20 protein-coding genes are annotated in these 22,148 nt (G+C 38.5%); 17 read left to right on the top strand and 3 right to left on the bottom strand.

The window, feature by feature from the left end; translation table 11 throughout:
- Position 1: 1 nt before the first annotated feature.
- The 12 genes from SB028_RS09200 (at position 2) to SB028_RS09145 (ending at position 15,307) form a co-directional block, all read left to right on the top strand.
- Entirely contained in the window at positions 2-1,024 is a 1,023-nt protein-coding gene (locus SB028_RS09200) for an NAD-dependent epimerase/dehydratase family protein (RefSeq protein ID WP_318860120.1), read from the top strand.
- Entirely contained in the window at positions 1,021-3,270 is a 2,250-nt protein-coding gene (locus SB028_RS09195; protein ID WP_069369188.1) for a penicillin acylase family protein, read from the top strand. Before SB028_RS09200 ends, SB028_RS09195 begins: the two co-directional genes overlap by 4 nt.
- A 3-nt stretch (positions 3,271-3,273) precedes the next feature.
- Positions 3,274-4,692 (top strand): AmmeMemoRadiSam system radical SAM enzyme, encoded by a 1,419-nt coding sequence (gene amrS, locus SB028_RS09190; protein WP_069369189.1) that lies wholly within the window; start codon positions 3,274-3,276, stop codon positions 4,690-4,692.
- Positions 4,693-4,696: 4 nt separating this feature from the next.
- Positions 4,697-5,938 carry a lipase/acyltransferase domain-containing protein gene (locus SB028_RS09185; protein WP_069369190.1) on the top strand — a complete coding sequence of 414 codons (1,242 nt, stop codon included), beginning with the start codon at positions 4,697-4,699 and terminating at the stop codon, positions 5,936-5,938.
- A 225-nt stretch (positions 5,939-6,163) separates the two neighbouring features.
- Positions 6,164-7,282 carry an AAA family ATPase gene (locus SB028_RS09180; RefSeq protein ID WP_069369191.1) on the top strand — a complete coding sequence of 373 codons (1,119 nt, stop codon included), beginning with the start codon at positions 6,164-6,166 and terminating at the stop codon, positions 7,280-7,282.
- Positions 7,279-7,707 carry a hypothetical protein gene (locus tag SB028_RS09175; protein WP_069369192.1) on the top strand — a complete coding sequence of 143 codons (429 nt, stop codon included), beginning with the start codon at positions 7,279-7,281 and terminating at the stop codon, positions 7,705-7,707. Before SB028_RS09180 ends, SB028_RS09175 begins: the two co-directional genes overlap by 4 nt.
- 41 nt (positions 7,708-7,748) lie before the next feature.
- Entirely contained in the window at positions 7,749-9,653 is a 1,905-nt protein-coding gene (locus SB028_RS09170) for a hypothetical protein (protein WP_069369193.1), read from the top strand.
- Entirely contained in the window at positions 9,646-12,297 is a 2,652-nt protein-coding gene (locus tag SB028_RS09165; RefSeq protein WP_318860119.1) for a bpX6 domain-containing protein, read from the top strand. Before SB028_RS09170 ends, SB028_RS09165 begins: the two co-directional genes overlap by 8 nt.
- An 80-nt stretch (positions 12,298-12,377) precedes the next feature.
- On the top strand, positions 12,378-12,692 hold the full coding sequence (locus SB028_RS09160; RefSeq protein WP_069369195.1) for an antibiotic biosynthesis monooxygenase family protein: 315 nt from the start codon (positions 12,378-12,380) through the stop codon (positions 12,690-12,692).
- 83 nt (positions 12,693-12,775) lie between these two features.
- Positions 12,776-13,477, top strand: a complete 702-nt coding sequence (locus SB028_RS09155) for an ArsR/SmtB family transcription factor (RefSeq protein WP_069369196.1) — start codon at positions 12,776-12,778, stop codon at positions 13,475-13,477.
- A gap of 39 nt (positions 13,478-13,516) precedes the next feature.
- Positions 13,517-13,873, top strand: a complete 357-nt coding sequence (locus SB028_RS09150; protein WP_069369197.1) for a DUF4186 domain-containing protein — start codon at positions 13,517-13,519, stop codon at positions 13,871-13,873.
- A 312-nt stretch (positions 13,874-14,185) separates the two neighbouring features.
- Positions 14,186-15,307, top strand: coding sequence for a cupin domain-containing protein (locus SB028_RS09145; protein ID WP_069369198.1), 1,122 nt, complete (start codon positions 14,186-14,188; stop codon positions 15,305-15,307).
- A 137-nt stretch (positions 15,308-15,444) separates the two neighbouring features.
- Here the strand turns inward: SB028_RS09145 and SB028_RS09140 are convergent, their stop codons facing one another.
- Positions 15,445-16,734 carry an arsenic transporter gene (locus SB028_RS09140; protein ID WP_318860118.1) on the bottom strand — a complete coding sequence of 430 codons (1,290 nt, stop codon included), beginning with the start codon at positions 16,732-16,734 and terminating at the stop codon, positions 15,445-15,447.
- Positions 16,735-16,817: 83 nt separating this feature from the next.
- Positions 16,818-17,144, bottom strand: coding sequence for a metalloregulator ArsR/SmtB family transcription factor (locus tag SB028_RS09135; RefSeq protein WP_069369199.1), 327 nt, complete (start codon positions 17,142-17,144; stop codon positions 16,818-16,820).
- A 257-nt stretch (positions 17,145-17,401) separates the two neighbouring features.
- Here SB028_RS09135 and dhaT point away from each other — a divergent pair, with 257 nt between their 5' ends.
- From dhaT to SB028_RS09110, 5 genes are all read left to right on the top strand, one after another.
- Positions 17,402-18,565, top strand: coding sequence for a 1,3-propanediol dehydrogenase (gene dhaT / locus SB028_RS09130; protein WP_318860117.1), 1,164 nt, complete (start codon positions 17,402-17,404; stop codon positions 18,563-18,565).
- 275 nt (positions 18,566-18,840) lie between these two features.
- Positions 18,841-19,062, top strand: coding sequence for an osmotically-inducible lipoprotein OsmB (gene osmB / locus SB028_RS09125; RefSeq protein ID WP_006536908.1), 222 nt, complete (start codon positions 18,841-18,843; stop codon positions 19,060-19,062).
- Positions 19,063-19,579: 517 nt separating this feature from the next.
- Positions 19,580-20,329, top strand: coding sequence for a bifunctional NADP-dependent 3-hydroxy acid dehydrogenase/3-hydroxypropionate dehydrogenase YdfG (ydfG, locus tag SB028_RS09120; RefSeq protein WP_069369201.1), 750 nt, complete (start codon positions 19,580-19,582; stop codon positions 20,327-20,329).
- Positions 20,330-20,468: 139 nt separating this feature from the next.
- Complete coding sequence (locus tag SB028_RS09115; protein WP_248620649.1) at positions 20,469-20,786, top strand: DUF1283 family protein; 318 nt, start codon at positions 20,469-20,471, stop codon at positions 20,784-20,786.
- 54 nt (positions 20,787-20,840) lie between these two features.
- Positions 20,841-21,077: a DUF1161 domain-containing protein gene (locus tag SB028_RS09110; RefSeq protein WP_069369203.1), complete on the top strand. Its 237-nt coding sequence runs from the start codon at positions 20,841-20,843 to the stop codon at positions 21,075-21,077.
- A 299-nt stretch (positions 21,078-21,376) separates the two neighbouring features.
- Here SB028_RS09110 and bioD read toward each other — a convergent pair whose 3' ends face one another.
- Positions 21,377-22,048, bottom strand: a complete 672-nt coding sequence (gene bioD / locus SB028_RS09105; protein WP_069369204.1) for a dethiobiotin synthase — start codon at positions 22,046-22,048, stop codon at positions 21,377-21,379.
- Positions 22,049-22,148 lie beyond the last annotated feature (100 nt).

The raw sequence follows: 22,148 nt of genomic DNA, 5'->3' as shown, positions 1-22,148 counted from the left end.
ATTGAATAAACGGAAAATATTTATCACTGGTGCAACTGGATTCATTGGCTCTTATTTATTACCGAAGCTTGCAGAACTTGGTGACGAATTAACAGTATTGTGTCGAGAACCCAATAAAATTCATCCTAATCGTCCTGAATTGCCGTCAGGTGTGAAAATCATAAAAGGGGATTTATGCCAACCCGATACTTATCGTGAAGCCCTTGTTGGACAGGATATTATGATTCATTTAGCCGCTGATTATCGAGTCGGTATTGCGCCTAGTCGTTTTGAACATCAAAAAATGTATCAAACCAATGTTACTGGCACAGTGGATTTACTTAATGAGGCGAAAAGAGCGCAAATCCCTCAGATTTTATATACCAGTACCACAGCCGCACTGGGCGAAACTCAAGGTCTATTGCTTGATGAAACGCATCGTCATAATGGCTATTTTCGTAGTTATTATGAAGAAACAAAGCAAATTGCTCACGTATTAGTCGAACATCAGCAACAACAAGGTATGCCAATTAAAATTGCGATTTGTGGCGGTGTGTTTGGTCAAGGTGATAAGAGCGTTTTAGCACAAACATTATCTGCTTTTTTCAATCAAAAAATTCCGTTTCAAGTCAGTACAAATAGCACCTTTCAACTTTGCCATGTTGAAAAATTATGTGATGGATTATTGCGATTACTTGCCTTAGATAAACCCCAAGAAACGGTTCTCTTTACGGGTGATGTTTTTTCTATGCCAGAGATTTTCACATTACTCAGTGAAATACAAAAAACGGCACCCTTACCTATCAAAAATCGCAGTAGTTTACGACCTTTAGCATGGATGATGGATAAACTTGCCTTACTTGGTTTCTCCATGCCACTTTCCTGTGAGGCACTGCGTATTATGGATGGAAGCACTTATACCTATTCATCTTGTAAAGCAGAACAATTATTAGGGTGGACAGCGGGTGAGCCTTTAAATGACTTTAAGACTTATGCCAGAAGCATTGCTGAACAAGCTATATTGCTGAATAAGGAGTCCAAATGAAGCCAAGGACACTTACTTCGCAATGGGGAAACGTGACGTTGTCACTAGAAACAGACCAGCTTCTCAGTATCAAAGGTGATACAGATAATGCGGTTTTTTATGGGCAAGGTTATGGTGCTGCCTATTTACGTTTGTGGCAACTCGACTTATCACGTCGAGTCGCTAGCGGTCGATTAAGTGAAGTGATGGGAAATGGTGCGCTTAGAACAGATATTTTCCAACGCCGATTAGGATTGGTTGAACTAGCCAAAATCGCGGAGCTTGAGGATAAAAATGCACAACCTAACAGCTGGCAAGCGATTCAATTTCAGCATATTACTGCGTATATCGCAGGTATTAACCAAGCCATAAAAGAGTTAAAAATCCGTCCAATAGAGTGTTTATTACTGCGTTATAAACCTGAATTTTTTACCACCACAGATAGTTATCTGTTAGGACAACTGAAATATTTTATTAATTCAGCTTGGCAATATGAATTATTTCACACTCGTCTAGCCAATCGACTGACGCCGTCTCAACATCAGCAACTTTTATCAACGTTTAGCCTTGAAGGCGATCAAATCCCGCCATTACCTTTAGATGAACAGGGGGAATATTATCCTGAAGTGATCGCTGCATTTAAAGAGGGATTAAAAGGCTTACAGCATTTAGGTTTAGCATCACCAGATACTGGCTCTAATGTGATTGCGGTGAATGGTTCTCACACCCGATCAGGAAAACCTATGTTAGCTGCTGATCCCCATATGGGACACGTTAACCCAAGTTTTAATCTATTATGCCGTTTAGAGAGTAAAGAAGGTTTAAGTGTGATGGGTTCACATTTTCCTGGTTCTCCGGGCATTATTGTGGGACGTAATCCTCATGCGGCTTGGGGAATGGTCGGCATTATGGCGGATAATCAAGATTTATATTGGGGACGTATTGATTTAGAAAACGAAAAGGTTGAAACAACACATGGATGGGAGCCATTAATAAAAAGAACTCACACCATAGGTTTAACCTCAAAGCGTCAACATACTTTTGTCACTTATGATTATTCACAAGGTCGGTTAATGTCTGAAAAAGCGGGCTACGGTTTATTTTTACGCTGGCCAGCATTAGATAATCCAAGTGGCGATATTACTTTTTATCAACTCGCAAAATGCCATAACTGGACATCATTTAGAGAAGCCTTAAGGCATGTGAAAAATTCCCCCATGATGGTGGGATATGCAGATATCCATGGGGATATTGGCTTACAGAGTATGGGGTATATTCCTAAACGCCACAGTGAATTAGGCAGTTTAGTATTGAGTTTAACGGAGCCATTACATCAGTGGCAAGGTTATGTTCCTTTTGATGATTTGCCTGCCGAATACAATCCTGAACGAGGATATGTTCTGTATGCGAATCAATACAGTGCTTCACTCTTTGATGGAAAGCCTGCGCTATCTAATCGTTGGCATCCACCAACAAGAGCGCTACGTATAGAGCATTTGATCCAGCAAACTCAAGAACATACGTTTGAAACTTTTCGTCAGATGCAAGATGACAAAACCGATCTATTTGCTCAAAAAGCACTCGCTTTTTTATTACCTTATATACCTGAAGATAAAATTCTTTCTCAATGGGATTGTGATACCCAACAGCTCAATGCATCACGTTTTTTTGATGTATGGATACAGCATCTTACCGATAGCGTTTTAGGGAAGGTACTAAAGAGAGGATCACGCGCACTGTATACGGATTTCTGGCCAAGTTGTCGCTGGAGTATACTCAATATTCTGCAATACCATCTTCAAGATTGGCAGTTTGAGCAAGATGCACTTTCTACCATAATTCGTGAAACCTATGCGAGCGCATTAATTGCCAGCCAGAAAATGGAGCGTCCTTACGTTGAATTTCAGCATAGTATCAAAAAACCATTGTGGCTTAATCGCCTATTAACGGGGCGTTATCCTTATCAAGGCGGTAATCGAGAAACTATTCATGCAACAAGGCAGAATGCTGATTTTTTGACGCAATCTCAAATAGGCAAGACCGACACCATTAAAACTAAGCCTTATACCTTTGGCCCTGGTTTTAAACTGATCGCCCATTTAACCCCACAAGGGGAATGCCACTATTTAATCAACACTCCAGCAAAAGGAAATCCTTTTTACTGGACATTGCGTCATGTATTGGAATGTTGGCAAGCAGGAACCCGGCAAAAAACCGTTTTGCCTCTTTGTACAAATAACCATTATGGTAATGATAAAAAGGAATAATTCATGGCAAGAATGAAACAATGGCAACAAACAGGGCATCCTGCTCGCTTATGGCATCCAATTTCAAACGATCGCATTCAATGTGAGCTGTGCCCTCGGGCATGTAAAATTCAGTTAGGCCGTACAGGGACTTGTAAGTTAAGACGTAATGAAAATGGCCGTTTAGTCACACTAAACTATGGCAAATCGGTACCAATGACACAAGAGTCGATAGAAACCGAAGCGGTTTACCATTATGCACCTGGTGAACGTATTTTATCGTTAGGTAATATCGGTTGTATGCTACGTTGTGATTTTTGCCAAAACTGGAGTACAAGCCAAGCCCGTTATGTGCAAGATAGTCATGTGGCTTATTACAGCCCTGAAGATGTGGTCAATTATGCATTAAAACACAATATCCGTGTGCTATCGTGGACTTATAACGACCCAATCGTTTGGCATGAATTTGTTATGGATACGGCGAAGCTTGCCCGTGAACATGGCTTAAAGAATCTCTATAAAAGTGCATTTTATATCAGCGAAAAAGCCATTGATGAATTACTAGGCGTTATGGATATCTTTAGTATTTCATTAAAATCAATGCAGGATAGCTTTTATCGTAAACATACAGGAGGGCGATTACAGCCCGTTCTTGACGGTATTAAACAAGTTTATGATGCGCGTAAATCCACAAATAGTCCGCATCTTGAAGTCTCTAACTTATGTGTGACGGGACGTAATGACTCACTGGAAGAAGCGAAGAAAGTCACAGATTGGATGCTTAAGTATCTTGATGCAGATATTCCATTACACTATGTTCGTTTCCATCCTGATTACCAATATCGCCATGTCGAACGCACATCGATCTCTTTTCTTGAACAAGCTCGTCAGCAAGCCTTAAATGAAGGTATGCGCTATGTTTATGTGGGGAATGTGTTTGATACAGACAGCGCTAACTCTTATTGCCCTGAATGCCAAACCTTGTTAGTGAAACGCAGTGGGCTAATTGCACAATCTCACTTAGATAATGGGCAATGTCCTCATTGTCATTTCCAACCTTCCATTATTTTACCTTGGGCTGATCCTAACACTGACAAATTATCAGAGCGTATTCCTGATAATTTTATTTGTATTACACATCTTTTCCGTGGTCCTGTTCAGGCTTGCCATATTGAACAAAAAAATGACTCACCGATTTATTATCAATTTATTACGCGACAGGGAGAGCCTGTTGGTCCAATCAGCACCAATTGTTGCCATCGCTTTATGTTGTCCAAAAGTAGCCCTAAAGCAGAGGGGATCCGCCTTTATCATCACCAAAATGAACCTTGCCAACTGTTTGAGGTTTACGATCGTGCTCACTTTCCTGTTACTGAAGCCGAAAAAACGCATCTTGGTAGCGAAAATGTGCCGATCACACTTATTCCATTAAAAGGACGCTAAAAATATGCCACTCAATAGAGGATGGTCATTAATACGTGCTCAACTTATTGCGGCTCAAATCCGTCAAGCGAAACTTGATGATAAAATACCGAATCTTCCTATTATTTATTTACCCGGAATTCTAGGGACTAAGCTTTTTGATAGACAAAAGCAGGCCTTTATTTGGGGTGATCATCGTAGTGTCTTTACAAAAAGTGATTATGAATATGAGTACCCCAGCACTCAGCATTCGCCTCGCGTATTAGCCACCGAGCAATTGCACGCATTTTCGATTGTCCCTTATTTAGTGAGCACTCTTGTCACTCAAGAGCTTAAAGATGTGCTTGAAACAGCATTAGGTTATCGCGAAGGGCAAGATCTGTTTTTCCTTGCCCATGATTGGCGAGCTGATCATCGAGTGCTGGTGGATACTATTGATAGAGAAGTTGATCGACTAAAAACTATTTTTGGCGAAAACCAGCCTTTTATTTTTATTGCTCAATCTGCGTCTAATCTTGCAATTCGTTATTGGTTACGGCATACCACACCAGAAAATAGGGCATTAGTCGCTAAGTGGTACGCTTTTGGTCCACCTTGGCACGGCACATTTCAAGCATTATCCATGATGGAGACAGGTTATTACGCAGGAAGCCGTTATCTTTATGGGTTCTCTCCTGATGATGTCTGTGGTTGTCCTTTTGTATATCAACTATTGCCGCCAAATCCTGTGGTAATAGATAGCTACGGCAGAGCATTAAATGATTTTGATATCTATGATGAGGCATGTTGGGAGCACTATCGTTTAGGCCCTTATAAAACATCAATCAGTTCAGCTCAAAATCAACGAGTGAGAGAAGCATTGGCAAAAAATTTACAAGGTGCTAAACGCTTTACTGATGCGGTTTCAGGTATTAATGCAGATGAACAAGCCGTGCCACAAGTATGGTATTTGAGTGACAACAATATCACGTTAAAAGCCGCCATTTATGGTAGAGATCGCTGGTATTTACAAGCTAAAGAGATTAAACGTGAATTTCCACAATTAGTGGCTCAAACATTAACAGTAGGTGACGATCACCTTCCTTTAGAAGGATTACTACAACATTGGAGTGCGCCTATTGTACGTGATCGTTATCAACATCCGTGGGGAAACAGTTTTGCTTTTATTAGCCAAGCATCAACGCATCGTGCATTAATAAACCATACCCCTAATTTACGAAGTTTAGCGTTTGATATTGCAACAGAGAGAAGGAAAATACACAAATAAATCAATCTTCATTGATTAATGATATTTTCATTATTTGAGAAATAAAGATAAACCCATTTCTTTTTCTTTCACTAATATAGGTAGTATTATTACTAAAGTTATATGTAATGAAACGTTTTATAAAAAATATAAAAATGTTATTTAATTAAAAAAGTTGAGCCAGAAAATAAAAAATCACATAATGCAAGCATCTCGCTGCTAAACTCTTAATTTGTGCGTAAACATATGACATCAAATATAAATGGAATTATCGATAATATTCGCAAAGCAATACAACATTCAACGCAAGGTATGATTGGACGAGAGCAACTTGCTGAGCTAGTTGTTTTAGCCGCCGTTGCTCATGAACATTTGCTTGTTATCGGCCCGCCAGGTACAGCGAAAAGTGCGGTTGTCCGCAGAGTTTCTCAAACATTAGGTGGACGTTATTTTGAATACCTTTTAGGGCGTTTTACTGAACCTTCAGAGTTATTTGGCGCCGTTGACCTCAAAAAACTAAAAGAAGGTAAAGTTGAAACTGATACCACAGGAATGCTACCTGAAGCGGATATTGTTTTTCTTGATGAGGTTTTTCTGGGCTCAACGGCAATTTTAAATACCTTATTAGGTATTTTAAATGAGCGTCGATTTAAGCGTGGTCATACCGATATTATTAGTCCATTAAAAGTGTGTATTGGTGCGGCTAATAATTTGCCTGATGATCCTAACCTCGCCGCATTCTCAGATCGCTTTCTTATTCATCTTTTTATTGATCCCATACCCGATCACCAATTAGAAGCTATGCTTGAAGGTGGATGGGCTTCAAGCCTGACTCATCTTTCAGCTCAACTCGATATTGCTCAATTAGATGAATTATACCTTGCGGTTAAAAATGTCGACTTAACACAAGTCAGACCGTTGCTGGCTAATGCTGTGCGTTCATTAAGAAACGCAGGGATCACGCTTTCAGATAGGCGCATTGTTCGTGTTCAACGTCTTATTGCCGCCGCAACCGTACTCAATAATCGAGAGATTGCGACAGAACAAGATCTCTGGCCTTTACTGTATGTACTGCCTACTGAAGATGCGCAACAACAAGGACGTGAAATCTTACGACAAGAACTCTCACTTTCAATGAATTCTCGATTATTTAGTTCCGTAGAAGAGGCGACATTGCAACCTCAGTCTCGTATGCACCGTCTAATTGAAAGAGCCACAGATGTTCTCAATGCAGAACCTGTCTCTAAAGCAGACATTGAACTGACGTTAAGAGAAATCGATGCCAACTTCTCAACAGAAATGTTAAGTGAAGAGCTTGCCGTATTACGTACACAATTAGCAATACAGTTTAGTCACTTATTATGAGCCTAACATTTCCACTGACGTGGCAACCTAATGCAATGCCACCTAAACCACAAGGAGGGGTTGCAATAGGTATAACGGCTAAACAGCTTATTGAGCGAATCATTCATCTGCCTGATGCTCAGCAAAAACGGTTAAAAGTGATCACCAGTCAGCATCGGCTGATTGTACTGGGGAAGCCGGCTGATTTACCTTGGATTGACAACATAACGCTGATTGCACCTTCTACTCAAACAGCAAAATTATGGCTCCCTATACATCAACAGCTTTTATTGCCTGATGGGCTGGTGGAGCAAGCCTTAGTGCAGCATTTTAAACGCCAGCCATTATTACTTTTACCATCACCTTCAACGGTGATCCCTTTAGATAATCAATGGACATTAACACCAAAGCTACAGGAAACACTCACCCAGTTGTGTTTCGAGTGAAATAGTGAAATATAATGTGATACAAGGATCGAATTATCATCATGCCATTATCCACAACACAATCCATCTCGTTACCCGAAGCACTACAACCTTGGCAACCTTGGCTTAGCTGGTTAGATCCCGAACTAATTCCTGCATTTTCTGATGTATTACAACGCCTGAATCGTGTATTGGGCCCTGTACAAGGAGCACAACTTGGTGGCGTACCTGAACAAGATGGTATTGGTCAAATACAGCGCAAAGGAAATTATCAAAATCTGCTACTTAGCGAGTGGTTAATGGCTGATGAAGTGCCTGATGAATTTATGAGACGAGCCATCAATGCAGAACATCTCTTTTTAGCACCAAACTATAAATCTCAACAATCTTTAAATCAAATCACCGTCCTTTTTGATACGGGAATTTCGCAACTGGGTGAATGTCGTCTAGTCCACATTGCATTACTTATTTTATTGGCTCAGCGAGCAGAAAAAGCGGGGTGTACATTAATGTGGGGAACACTCCAATCAATCATTCCATTAATGCCTTTAAACACCATAAATGATCTATATGAATTATTGACACGTCGAACTTACTCTCCTGTTTTACAAGAAAATATTACACATTGGCAAAACGTTATTAGCGAAGATATTGATGCACAAAACGGTGAGATTTGGTTAGTCACGGGCGCTCATCAACAACCTATATTGAAACCCATTGCATCAAGTCATCATATTGAATTAACGGCAGATGATTGTTTCAATAAAACGATTGATGTCAAAATTCGCACACCTCATTTTCAACGACATCTTGTATTATCAACACCGCCTAGTGCATTAAGCTCACAGATATTAAAAGGGCAAATAAGACCTCCTTCAGTGCAAAATACGCATCAACACAAACACAAAATATCACTGATGTTTTCGCCTGTTATCTCATTTCATGGTAGCGCGGTAGGTGTTACTTTATTAGGCAAACCTGGACTTCTAGTGATCAAAGTTCCACCACTGAATAGATTAAATCAAAACCGTGAACTTAAAAAACCGTTTGTATACCAAGTATATCCTGATGGTTACACTGTTTTGGCGTTACAGTGTCACGGGAGAAAGGTAGGCGCATTGCTTTCCAATAACAACGGACTCTATTTTTGGCAATTACCCAAACTCTCTTATATGCCTCGACCTTCTGATAAAGCGTTTTCAGCGGGTATTGGGCGAGGTAATACACTGGCTAGTGCTTATTTAGCTAATAATAATAAGGAATATTTCAGTTTATTTGTTCATGATAGGGCGAAACAGTTGGTCGCCTTTTCACACAATATTTATGCTGAAGAAAAAAATAGCTTTAAAATCGTTGAAGAGAAAGTCCTTGGCATAGAGAAAATAGCAGATAATCTGCTGGTATATATTTATCTCAATGAGAGTAGTCAATTAGTTCAAATGGTCACGGGTGCTGACTTTTCTCAAAAGCGTTATCAACATCAACTCTATTTCCCTCAATTTATTTCCTATCAAAGAAGTGCCTTATTTGCCTATTACCATAAATATACTGATGGTTCTAAATCAATCTCTTGTGCTATTTCATTAGATACTAATCGACAAAGTTGGCATGTCTATAATATGGAAGTTGATGAGGTTTATGGTTATCCAATAGACTTACCTCAAGGGTGGCAAGGAATAGGGCTTTTTCATCCTATACTCGATGGCTCTTCAGAAGTCGATTTAACCACCTTGAATATTTTGATGATCAGCCCAAACAAACGAAATATTGCCAGTTATTCAAACGGTGATATAGAAATTTTATATCGTGCAGATAATCCGTTTACACGTTACTCATTTAGCCCATCTAAAGGTCTTTTTGCTGCATTAACAGAGCATGCTCAAGTCGTTGTTTATGATGTATACCAAAAACAATTACGCCTAAATCTGTATACCATTGAACAAGAAGGTGACACCCCAAATGCGTGATGATTATATTCGTCACCCCATGTTATTGGGATATCGTCAGATCGAAGGTTTATGGCTACCAAATGACTGGTTTAACGAGACTCAACGGCTGACTTATTTAATAAAACATTGGCAAACTAATTGTCGTATTTATCGATTCGAACAAGGGGACGTTCTCTGTTTTGCTGAAAATAAAACGCTGGATTGCTCATCCATTGAGGGATGGCCTTTAATTCGTTACGGTCGCCTTTATAGCACAGCACCTTTAGATGATGATGAGCTCAAAAAGCTTCCTTATGCAGATCTTGCTTTAGTTCGTAGTGGTGTTGTAACAACACTTCTATTTTCACAAGCTGAACCTCTATCACTTGCTGATTATCTTGATATTAAAGAGATTCATTTTGAAGAAACTGATAACTACGCCAGTCTATATGAGATAAAACCTCAAGCATTGTCAGAAGAGAAAAATATTAGAACGATTATTGGTGACAATATTCCACCGGCAGATGATAAACAAAAGCAATTTATAAAAACAGTATTTGAAAACGCTTCGTCGTCATCTCAAACACAAGAACCTCATGCAAAAGCGTCGTTATCACTAACTCAGAAAATCATTAATAACTTTCTGACGCCCCAAAATCGTGAAGCGATGTACTCTTCATCTAAAACGACATCTCAATTATCACGGTGGCAACATTGGCTAAATAAGCTTTCAATTAAAAGCGGATTAGCCTCTATGATGAGTAAGCAACAAGCGAATTATATTAATAAAATGATGAAAATGTTTGAAGATGGTAATGTCGATCAAGCATTGCGTCATGGTATTCCACTGAGTAAGCATCAAGAAAACCAAGAAACTACGCCTTCACCTTATTTAGGGCGATTAAAAGGGCGAAATAAACTAGAAATATCAGACAATCAACAAGGACGTAAAAGTCTTTATTTTGGAGATGAACTGCAAAATTATTTAAAACAACTTTATCGTCAACAGTTTATAAAGCTAGATAAAGCAGGGCGTAATGAAGAAGCGTTATTTGTTCTGGCTGAATTATTGCAAGAAAAAGAAGAAGCTCTAGATTATTTAGAAAGCTTTCAACGCTATCAACAAGCCGCTGAACTAGCTCGATTATGGGCAATGCCACCGGCTTATATTATTCGCTTATATTGCTTAGCGGGCGATATTGATTCTGCTGTTATTTATGCTCGCCTACATAATGCTTTTTCCTACGTCGTATTACAGTTACAAGAAAAACATCCTGATATTGCAGATAAGATGCGTGAAGAGTGGGCTGAATATCTGGTTGACTGTGAAGATTATTTACAAGCTATCGATATTATCTGGCAATTAAACAATGAAATAAGTCGTAATAAAGCCAAACATTGGTTAGAAATTGCTTATCAAGCTGGTGGAGAATTAAGCCTACGTAGTATTGTAAAATCAATATTTTTATTACCTGACACTGTTCATTTATATCAAGATGATATTAAAAAGGTATGTAACGATCCACTTGCCACTATTCAACGCGCCATTTTAGTCAGAGAGCTATTAGCATTACCTAAGCAAACCAAATTAACTGAACAACTGATTAATCAATTAATTCGACCTATTATAGTTGATCAATATGGTGCTCATTCTGTATTAGAGAGAAAAGAAATTAGCCAATTTATTCATAAAAGTACGAATAAATTATTTAAAGTCGATATCCCTCAGAGTGATATTCCAGAACCTAAATGCTATTCACTAGATGCGCAAAATCACTTTATTTCTGCCACTATTCCAGAACAAGGGCTTTATGCTATTTACGATGTCGTTGCCTTAAATGATCACCAATATCTTATCGCATTAGGCGAATCTGGAGTGTTGTTAACAGATAAAGCAGGAAAGCAACTTTGGCATCAATTAACTCCAACTTATCATATTGTTATCGCAGAAAATAACCAAAGCGCTTTATTGTTGGCACCAAGGGGTGATTATTTCCAGATTAGTTCATTAGCAATCACAACACAGTTTATCCAAGAACTTGGTACGCTAAAATGTACTGTTTTCACCCGTAATTTTGATGGTGTTTTTTGGACTATTGCCATTCACAATGCCGTTCACGTTGTTGATACTAAAAATGACTTTAAAATAGTTTGGAATGTGGATTCGTTGAATGGTGATATTATCGAGCTTCTTCGTCACAATGGCGCCGAATATTGGCTAATTAATAGTGAACCCAACGAACGCTGGTCGTATACATTACCCAATCGTTGGTTAACTCAGCGAGAAAGCTTATCTCATACTTTTAGTGAGGGATGCAAATATGACCTGATGTCTCACTCATATTATACTGTAAAACATGATAAATGCGTGCTCACATCAATAAACTCACACTATACCCAACGTTTACAGTTGCCTAATACTCAATCGATTGAAGAACAACATTCTTTGCATTTAATTTCAAGATCAGCAAAATTAATTTATTGGCAAAAAGATGAATTAACGATATTTCGTTTATATAACAATCAAAATCACTGCACCTTTGAACTTAAATGGCCCACAATTTTCGCACCACAATATCGAAATGAATTTAGTCAATGGTATTTTTTCGACAAAACAGGGCGTTTGGTGCATTTTAACTGGGATAATGGGCGAGTAAATACATTGAGTTTGCTTTTAAAATAAAAACCAACATTTCAGTGATTATCGAAGTGTTTTGCCTTTTTTATAAATACACTCGTCGTTACAAATAAAGGAGAACACCCGTGATTGCCGTAATATTTGAAGTAAAAATCAAACCCGGAAAACAAGATCGTTATTTAGCTTTAGCTGCTGACTTAAAACCGTTACTAACAGGTATTGAAGGATTTATTTCAATAGAGCGGTTTCAAAGTTTATCAACCGAAGGCAAATTATTATCACTGTCTTGGTGGGAAAATGAAGACGCTGTTTTACAGTGGAAGAAAAATATCTTACATAAAAATGCGCAACAAGAAGGTCGAAAATCTATTTTCGATTTTTACAAAATTAGCATTACTTCTTTGGCTCGTGAATATTCATTTGATGCAGAAAATCTGTAATTAAATAGGCTCGTGACCTTGCCACAATTAACGTTATTCCACTATTAATGACTGGCATGCTATCAAAAGGACGTCAATTTCAAATGACCAAAGTGATAAAATCGGAATATCAACACACCGTAGAGTCAGCAATAGCAGCTGTTGGTGCCGCAATATCTGATATTTCCAGAGTCAAAATACTCTGTGCATTGATGGATGGAAGGGCGTGGACAGCGACTGAGTTAGGTATTGCGGCTGATATCGCTGCCTCTACGGCAAGTAGCCATTTATCCAAATTACTCACTAGCGGTCTTATCTCTGTAATATCTCAAGGTAAATATCGTTATTTCCGATTGGCTAACGATGAAATTGCCAATGTTATTGAAAATTTAATGTGCTTTTCAACAGATCATGTTTCACAAGCTAAAATCACAACCCCCAAACACTTAAGGAGAGCACGCACTTGTTATAATCATTTAGCCGGTGAGGTTGCCGTTGATATTTACCATTCACTTTGTCAGCAAAAATGGATAACCGAAGATGGTTGTGCTATTACGACATTAGGTCTTGAGCAATTTAAAAATATGGGTATTGAATTTCAAGCAACGCATTCTCGTAATATTTGCTGTCCATGTTTAGATTGGAGTGAACGTCGTTTTCATTTAGGCGGACAAATTGGGGCTGTTTTTCTTAATTACGCAGAGACGCAAGCATGGTTAACTCGCCATCAAGGATATAGGGAAGTGACTATCAGTGAGAAGGGGTATAAAGTATTGGCTCAACACTTTGATATAAAAAAGAAATAATGTGTATTTGAATAATGAAACTAGTCGGTAGCAAAATTAATGAATAATATAGATCTTTTATTTAACAAGTTATCCAAATCAACTTTTCGGCAAAAATTTAAATTAGGACCCAAAGAGCGACAATACTGTATCGATAAAGGTCCCGATACTATCGATCAACATGCTTTAGATTTTATTCAAAAGCGCTTGGCCACTGAAGAACCTAAAAATGATGGTAAGCAAACTCCAATGCGAGGACATCCTGTATTTATTGCTCAGCATGCAACAGCGACGTGTTGTCGTGGATGTTTAAAAACCTGGCATGGTATAGAAAAACATCGTCAATTAACGGAAGAAGAGCAGGCATATATTGTTCAAGTCATTCATCGTTGGCTAGTTAATCAAATGAACGCTTAAGGTTAATCAATTGAGTTAGAAGTGATGTTATTAAATGCTTAATAATCTCGGTTTGAGGAATATGGGTGTGGGTGAACTGGCTGTTTTAATCTCCAACCTCCATTTAACATAATATACATTATGCGAACCTTGATATCTAAATACGGATAGGCATTGAAATCTCTATTTTGGGCTGGTTGATTATGTTAATTGAGTCTTTTTACTGACTCTTTATGTTCAAGAGTTATTGACTCACCTTTGACGCCAAACAAAAATATCACCGTATATTACTTCTATAATTACCCACTTATTCATTGATACAGATGTGGTCACATGGTTAATAAACTGAATCTTAACTGGCCTGAATTTTTAGAAAAATACTGGCAAAAAAAACCTGTTGTACTGAAAAATGCATTTCCTAATTTTGTTGACCCAATCACACCAGATGAACTGGCTGGTTTGGCAATGGAACCAGAAATTGACAGCCGCCTTGTCAGCCTGACTGGCAACAAATGGCAGGCAAGTCACGGCCCGTTTGAAGACTTCAGCGAATTAGGCGAAGAAGGATGGTCACTGCTGGTGCAGGCTGTCAATCATTGGCATATGCCAGCGGCTGAACTCGTGAAACCGTTTCGAGTGTTACCAGAATGGCGTCTTGATGACTTGATGATCTCCTATTCCGTGCCTGGTGGTGGTGTCGGACCACATATTGACAACTATGATGTTTTTATCATTCAAGGTATGGGACGTCGTCGCTGGCGCGTGGGCGATGCCCTACCTATGCGCCAGTTCTGCCCGCACCCCGCCTTACTCCATGTTGATCCCTTTGAGCCAATTATTGATGTGGAAATGTCACCAGGAGATATTTTGTATATTCCACCTGGGTTTCCTCACGATGGTTTCACCTTTGAAGATACCATGAACTATTCAGTTGGTTTTCGTGGACCCAATGGCCGTGATTTACTGAGTAGCTTTGCAGACTATGCACTGGAACAAGATCTGGGGGGCATAAATTATGGCGATCCTAACCTGACAGTGCGTGATAATGCAGGAAAAATGGAGACTTATGAAGTTGAACGCCTACGTGCCATGATGATTGAAATGATCAATAAACCTGATGATTTTGAACAGTGGTTAGGCCGTTTTGCAACGACGCCGCGCCATGAGCTAGATATTGCACCTTCAGAACCGCCTTATCAACCAGAAGAAATATTGAATGCGCTGAATGACGGTGAAAAATTGATCCGCCTAAGCGGACTACGCGTCCTACGCATCGGAGACCATTTCTTTGTAAATACAGAGGGTTGGGCGACCAAAGAAACACAAGGAGCAGATGCATTGTGCCGGTTTACGGAGGTTGGCGCAGAGGAACTCGGTGAAGCATTGAAGAACCCAGCCTTTGTTGCGGAATTAACCGAATTTATCAATCAAGGATATTGGTACTTCGAAGAATAAGCGATATCTGCTGGATCTGATAAAACACCTGCTTGCAGGTGTTTTATTTTATCGTTTCCGCCCTTCTTTTTTCTAAATCAAATAGTACTGGCTTAATTACAATAAAATAAAGTGTAATTTTGCTCATATCATCATCACTAATTTATTAATGTAAGCCTAAACACTAATGCAACCAATGTGACTGTTAGCACAGGGATCGTCATAATAATGCCCGTTTTAAAGTAATAGCCCCATGTAATGGTCATATTTTTTTGCGACAAAACATGCAACCATAATAATGTTGCTAAACTTCCTATTGGCGTAATTTTGGGTCCTAAATCTGCACCAATGATATTGGCATAAATCATTGCTTCTTGAATTAAACCAGTGGCATTACTACCTTCAATAGATAAAGCTCCAACAAGAACAGTGGGCATATTATTCATAATTGATGATAAGAATGCAGTGATATATCCCGTTCCTAGTGTTGCAACCCATACACCTTTATTTGATAGAAAATCAAGAACTTCCGATAAGTATTGAGTCAAGCCTGCGTTACGTAATCCATAAACAACAAGATACATACCAAGGGAGAAAATCACAATTTGCCAAGGTGCACCTCGTAAAACTTTCCGAGTATTAATTGTCTTTCCCTGTGCCGCGATAAACCACAAAATTACCGCACCAACAGCGGCAATGGCACTAATTGGAATACCCAAAGGTTCTAGTATGAAAAAACCCAGTAATAAAAGAAACAATACTAGCCAACCTGCTTTAAATGTTCTCACATCTTTAATCACTGTCGCAGGCATCGCTAATTTAGATATATCATATTGTTGAGGAATATCTTTGCGGAAAAACCAATGTAACATGATCAATGTCGCGATAATAGCGGCGATATCAACAGGGATCATTACTGAAGCATATTCCGTAAATCCGATATTAAAGAAATCAGCAGAGACGATATTAACTAGATTTGAAACAATTAAAGGCAAACTTGCTGTATCTGCAATAAATCCTGCCGCCATCACAAAAGCTAATGTTGTACCTTTGCTAAACCCGAGAGCTAACAACATTGCAATCACTATGGGAGTTAAGATAAGCGCTGCGCCATCATTGGCAAAAAGAGCTGCAACGGATGCACCTAACAGAATAATATAGCTAAATAAAAGGCGACCTTTACCACCGCCCCATTTGGCGACATGAAGTGCAGCCCATTCGAAGAAACCACTTTCATCAAGGATCAAGCTAATGATAATGACAGCCACAAAGGTAGCAGTTGCATTCCATACAATATTCCAAACCACTGGAATATCTTGAAGACTAATAACGCCTAGTAATAGTGCGGCTAATGCACCAATTGTTGCACTCCAGCCGATCCCCAAACCTTTAGGTTGCCAAATAACAAAAGTAATTGTCAGAACAAATATTAATACAGCAATAAGCATAAAAACCTCTCACAGAAGGCCTATCATACAGATAGGTCATATCTGTTATTTCATATATATTTCAATAAAAATTTTTATTCAGATCAGCAACTAACCGATCCTTTTTTTTCAATAAATTGAAGTAATTCTGCGATTTTACTTTTCTCGGCCTCATAGGTGACTTCAATAATATTTTTCACCCACGGTAATAATGTAGGAGACAAACGATAATGAACCCATTTCCCATGTTTAGAATCAAGTAATAGTCCGCTTTCCTTCAACATAGCTAGGTGGCGAGACGTTTTCGGTTGAGATAAATTGAGAGTTGTATAGATATCACAAACACATAATTCACCCGATGCTTTAAGTAGCAACACAATATCTAGCCTTGTTTGATCACTTAATACCTTAAATAATTGCAACGGTTTCATATTTGTTCCTTTCTTTAAGAAATTCTAACGTACACTTGGAATACATATCTGTCAAATCGAATATGTTTAAATCGTTGTTTTGAGTTAATCCGCCTTTAAATATGCATATCCTGTTGACTTATATCAAATGAACCAAAGTTAAATGAATCGATTCATCACACTGATGAGTCATCGCTCTTGACTTAATAACCAATGGGGTGAGAATGCACTAATACTTTAATTTATCTGAATAATAATCTGATATTGGAAGGTTTATCATGAGCTATCGTATGTTTGATTACTTGGTACCGAATGTTAACTTTTTTGGTCCAGGTGCTATTTCCGTTGTCGGTGAACGTTGCAAATTATTAGGCGGTAAAAAAGCCCTGCTAGTAACGGATAAAGGTCTACGAGCAATAAAAGATGGTGCCGTAGATCAAACTATCCATTATCTAAAGGAAGCGGGTATCGATGTTGCTGTATTTGATGGTACTGAACCTAATCCAAAAGATACTAATGTTCTTGAAGGTCTTGCAATGTTCCGTAAAGAACAATGTGACATGATAATTACCGTAGGAGGTGGTAGTCCTCACGACTGTGGTAAAGGTATCGGTATTGCTGCCACCCATGAAGGTGATCTTTACAATTATGCAGGTATTGAAACTCTAACAAATCCACTCCCACCCATTATTGCTGTGAATACCACCGCGGGTACAGCAAGTGAAGTTACTCGCCACTGCGTGCTGACCAATACAAAAACTAAAGTTAAATTTGTTATTGTAAGCTGGCGTAACCTCCCTTCTGTTTCTATTAACGATCCTCTGTTAATGATTGGCAAACCCGCTGGACTCACCGCCGCAACGGGCATGGATGCGTTAACTCACGCTGTTGAAGCTTATATTTCTAAAGATGCTAACCCTGTCACTGATGCCTCAGCTATTCAAGCAATTCGTTTAATTTCTCGTAACTTGCGTCAAGCCGTAGCTTTGGGAACAAACCTGAAAGCGCGTGAAAATATGGCTTATGCTTCACTTTTAGCTGGAATGGCATTTAATAACGCTAATCTTGGTTACGTACATGCGATGGCTCACCAACTAGGTGGTTTATATGATATGCCTCATGGTGTCGCTAATGCGGTGCTATTACCACATGTACTGCGTTATAACCTGATTGCTAACCCAGAAAAATTTGCAGATATTGCTGAATTTATGGGTGAAAATATTACAGGATTATCCGTGATGGATGCAGCGGAACGTGCTATTACCGCTATCGCTCGCCTCTCTGCGGATATTGGTATTCCTCAACATTTATGCGAATTAGGTGTGAAAGAATCTGATTTCCCATATATGGCAGAAATGGCACTTAAAGACGGTAATGCCTTCTCTAACCCTCGAAAAGGTAATGAAAAAGAGATCATCGAAGTTTTCCGTCAAGCCTTCTAATTTTTCAAACAAAGCACTAAAAATCATTAACCCACATCGTCGTGGGTTAATGCCTAATTATTCTTTGATAATGAGACACCATTAAAAGCACAAACCCTTAATGCATTTCGCACTCTTTATCTATTTAGTCATGTTCCCATAGTGCATTTAAAATGTATTTTATGGGAGTTCACCTATTTTAAGAGTTTTCTCTCTGTTGTTCCCGAATATTCCGATCCCAGTATAAATACGAGAGGTTTATTTTTATATTGTCCTTTATATCGGAGTTTATAAAAATGAATATCACGTTAAAAAAGATTGGAACACTGTGCGTCGCTTCTGTTCTGCTTTTTTCACTTGCGGGTTGTTCTAGCATGACAAAACGCGATCGTAATACAGCAATTGGTGCCGGTGCAGGTGCTATCGGTGGTGCTATTTTAACAGATGGTAGTGCATTGGGCACTATTGGTGGTGGTGTCTTAGGTGGCGTTATTGGCCATCAAGTCGGTAAAAAATAACCGTCCTTTTTCTATTCTACTAGACTGAGTTTATATTTTTTGCTCAGTCTAGTAACATGTTGCATTAAGATAATCTGCATTTATTTTTGTGTGGCATGGACAACCCGTTTATCTTTCTAAAAAAAATCATCTTGGCTTTATATAAGTCGTTTAGCGATTTAATTCATATCGTGGTGACTTTTATTTTGTGTTTCTTCTGCTTTCTTTTATCACCTACACTGGTTACTGCTGTCATTGGTAGCATCATCATTATTATCATCATGTTCTTACTTAGTTTATTCATTTTACCGTGATGCCAAGTTTACCTCTTATTTTTAATAAGCAACCAATGTAATAGCCACCTCTTTTTCGCTCAGTTAAAAAACCAAAATACAGGTTACGATTAAAGATAAAAATCTTTCATATAAGCAAAGAAGCTTATTTTTAGCCTGATTTATCACAAAGCCGAGTTTTAAACTTGACTCTTTCTAGTGATGGCCTTTTACTTTTAATTATTATAACTATCGAGGGGAATTAAATGATTATTTTTATCACGGGTGCTTCCGCTGGCTTTGGTGAAGCCATCGCTCGTCATTTTATCAGTCATGGACACAAAGTTATTGGCACTGCTCGTCGTTTAGATAAACTTAATAATTTACATAAAGAGCTAGGTGAGCAATTTTATCCACTTCAGTTAGATGTGACAGATAAAAAAGCAGTCAGTGAAATTTACACACAATTACCTGAGAAATGGCGTGAAATTGATGTATTAGTCAATAATGCAGGCTTAGCGCTAGGTTTAAACACCGCCGATAAAGCCGACCTTGATGACTGGGATACGATGATCGAGACAAATAATAAAGGTCTGGTTCATATCACCCGCGCTATCCTTCCTTTTATGGTTGAACGAAATAAAGGCCATATTATTAATATCAGCTCAACAGCAGCTTCTTGGCCTTATATGGGCGGTAACGTTTATGGTGCAACTAAAGCGTTTGTTAAGCAATTTAGTTTAGGGTTACGGGCCGATCTCCAAGGTAAAAAAGTCCGCGTGACCGACATTGAACCGGGTCTTGTTGGTGGTACAGAATTTTCATTGGTTCGTTTTAAAGGTGATAGTGATAAAGTTGAGCAAACTTATGCTAATGCAAATGCGTTAACACCTGAAGATGTGGCAGAGGCGGTATATTGGACAGCAACATTACCTGCTCATGTCAATATCAACACCTTAGAAATGATGCCTGTAAGTCAGTCATTTGCAGGGTTAAGTGTTCATCGTCAAAACTAAACGCACTGAAAACACATTTTTTATTAAGGTATCAGCTATAATTGTTAAGATATAATAGCCATTGATAGCAATAGCGACATAACTTTAAAGGATAGCAACCATGATAAATACGCTCACTAAGAAACAAGTCATGAGAACCATGGTATTCTCCTTATTTCTTGGTTTATCCGTGTCTTCTTTTTCTTCTGTTGCCACTTCAACGAATGTAACCATTAATGGCAATGGCTATGACAATGTCTTAGATAAAGAACAAGCTCGACAAATGAAAGAAGACTGGGATCAAAAACGCGAACTTCGTACCCAAATCAATCAGCGGGAAAAAATTGAATTTAATAAAATAGATAAAGCCATCGATGAGCGAGATGCTTGCCTAAAAAGCACAAATATCTATGCATATTGGGAGCCAGAAACTCGTCGTTGTTTAGACAGTAATACAGGTCGCCCTATTAACCCGTAAGAAAATAGTGTAAAACAGTGATGTTTTACTCCATAAAAGCAAGGAGAGAATGATATGAAAAAATATGTATTTGCAATAATGGCCACACTAGTTGCGTTTGCACCTTTAGCCGCAAACGCGGGTTGTGATGAAGTCGTTGAATCTATTCAACAAAAAATTGTTAATAATGGTGTGCCAGCCGCTAATTTTACTTTAACTGTTGTTGAAAATGACCAAGTTGCACAAACAGAAGGCAAAGTTGTCGGAACTTGTGAAAATGATAGCAAGAAAATCATCTATACTCGTCATTAATATATAGTTGATAAAATCATGTCATCAAAAAAGGGCGCAATATTAGCGCCCTTTTCTTTTCCATTATTTATCAATCACGGCTCTTCTAGTTTAAAAATATGTTATTTATTGCATTCTATCTATCTTATTTAGCCCTAATTTTTTGTGCTATTTTTATCATTAGTTATACTTGAGGCTAAAACTGAAAAAATAAAAACACCCAATGAATTTACTCATCAGGCGTTTAAAAGTAACAAGTTTGGTATCGTTTAAAAACAGATAGCAATCCACTTCGTTACTTAACTTCTTTATATTCTCTCTTAAGCAGGTACAGGGATTTCTAACTGACTTAAATCGAGGTAACAAGAGAGATCACGTTCTTCAGGACGTAATAAATACGGGATTTCGCCAATCAGCGGTGCAGGAATATGCTGAGACAGCCTTTCCACAATTTTCGCGTAATAAGGTAATCCTGGGTTTATTCTGTTCGCAACCCAACCTACTAATTTTACACCATCGTTAATAATAGATTGCGCCGTTAATATTGAGTGATTAACACAGCCTGGTTGAATACCAACAACCAAAACAACTGGGATTTGTTCTTTTACCACCCAATCAGAATAAAAGGTATTATCATCGAGCAGATAACGCCAACCACCATTCCCCTCGATAACAACACACTCTGCTTTTTTACTTAAATTATTGAGCTCATTTGAAATTTTATTAAAATCAATTTCATTTTCGCTAACATAACAATTATCAAGCAAAATAGGATTAATTTCGTCGTAGCGAACTTCAACAGGCGATGAATTATGAATAATCATAGCATCACGATTACGTTCACCATCAACCGTTTCATGCAATTCTGTTGCAATAGGCTTATAACCCACTGCCGTTGACCCGCCACGATTTAATGACTGAAGAAGTGCTCGGGTTACAACAGTTTTACCCACGTTGGTATCTGTCCCCGTAACAAAAAAGCGTGTTAACATATAATTTACTTCCGTTATGACAGATAAATCAGGTTCATAAAAAATGACAGAGATTAGAGTTTAGGGTAACACTGTTTCTGGTGGCTTGAGATAGCTCAAT

The organism is Proteus vulgaris, assembly GCF_033708015.1.
In the GTDB taxonomy this organism is placed as follows: Bacteria; Pseudomonadota; Gammaproteobacteria; order Enterobacterales; family Enterobacteriaceae; genus Proteus.
Note: the sequence above shows the minus strand (reverse complement) of the source record. Positions and strands in the feature narration are given on the sequence as shown.

What these genes read in the sequence shown, in the direction of transcription:
- SB028_RS09195 (WP_069369188.1), top strand. Translation starts at nt 1,021, where the DNA reads ATGAAGCCAAGGACACTTACTTCGCAATGGGGAAACGTGACGTTGTCA.
- amrS (WP_069369189.1), top strand. Translation starts at nt 3,274, where the DNA reads ATGGCAAGAATGAAACAATGGCAACAAACAGGGCATCCTGCTCGCTTA.
- SB028_RS09185 (WP_069369190.1), top strand. Translation starts at nt 4,697, where the DNA reads ATGCCACTCAATAGAGGATGGTCATTAATACGTGCTCAACTTATTGCG.
- SB028_RS09180 (WP_069369191.1), top strand. Translation starts at nt 6,164, where the DNA reads ATGACATCAAATATAAATGGAATTATCGATAATATTCGCAAAGCAATA.
- SB028_RS09175 (WP_069369192.1), top strand. Translation starts at nt 7,279, where the DNA reads ATGAGCCTAACATTTCCACTGACGTGGCAACCTAATGCAATGCCACCT.
- SB028_RS09170 (WP_069369193.1), top strand. Translation starts at nt 7,749, where the DNA reads ATGCCATTATCCACAACACAATCCATCTCGTTACCCGAAGCACTACAA.
- SB028_RS09165 (WP_318860119.1), top strand. Translation starts at nt 9,646, where the DNA reads ATGCGTGATGATTATATTCGTCACCCCATGTTATTGGGATATCGTCAG.
- SB028_RS09155 (WP_069369196.1), top strand. Translation starts at nt 12,776, where the DNA reads ATGACCAAAGTGATAAAATCGGAATATCAACACACCGTAGAGTCAGCA.
- SB028_RS09150 (WP_069369197.1), top strand. Translation starts at nt 13,517, where the DNA reads ATGAATAATATAGATCTTTTATTTAACAAGTTATCCAAATCAACTTTT.
- SB028_RS09145 (WP_069369198.1), top strand. Translation starts at nt 14,186, where the DNA reads ATGGTTAATAAACTGAATCTTAACTGGCCTGAATTTTTAGAAAAATAC.
- SB028_RS09140 (WP_318860118.1), bottom strand. Translation starts at nt 16,734, where the DNA reads ATGCTTATTGCTGTATTAATATTTGTTCTGACAATTACTTTTGTTATT.
- SB028_RS09135 (WP_069369199.1), bottom strand. Translation starts at nt 17,144, where the DNA reads ATGAAACCGTTGCAATTATTTAAGGTATTAAGTGATCAAACAAGGCTA.
- dhaT (WP_318860117.1), top strand. Translation starts at nt 17,402, where the DNA reads ATGAGCTATCGTATGTTTGATTACTTGGTACCGAATGTTAACTTTTTT.
- osmB (WP_006536908.1), top strand. Translation starts at nt 18,841, where the DNA reads ATGAATATCACGTTAAAAAAGATTGGAACACTGTGCGTCGCTTCTGTT.
- ydfG (WP_069369201.1), top strand. Translation starts at nt 19,580, where the DNA reads ATGATTATTTTTATCACGGGTGCTTCCGCTGGCTTTGGTGAAGCCATC.
- SB028_RS09115 (WP_248620649.1), top strand. Translation starts at nt 20,469, where the DNA reads ATGGTATTCTCCTTATTTCTTGGTTTATCCGTGTCTTCTTTTTCTTCT.
- SB028_RS09110 (WP_069369203.1), top strand. Translation starts at nt 20,841, where the DNA reads ATGAAAAAATATGTATTTGCAATAATGGCCACACTAGTTGCGTTTGCA.
- bioD (WP_069369204.1), bottom strand. Translation starts at nt 22,048, where the DNA reads ATGTTAACACGCTTTTTTGTTACGGGGACAGATACCAACGTGGGTAAA.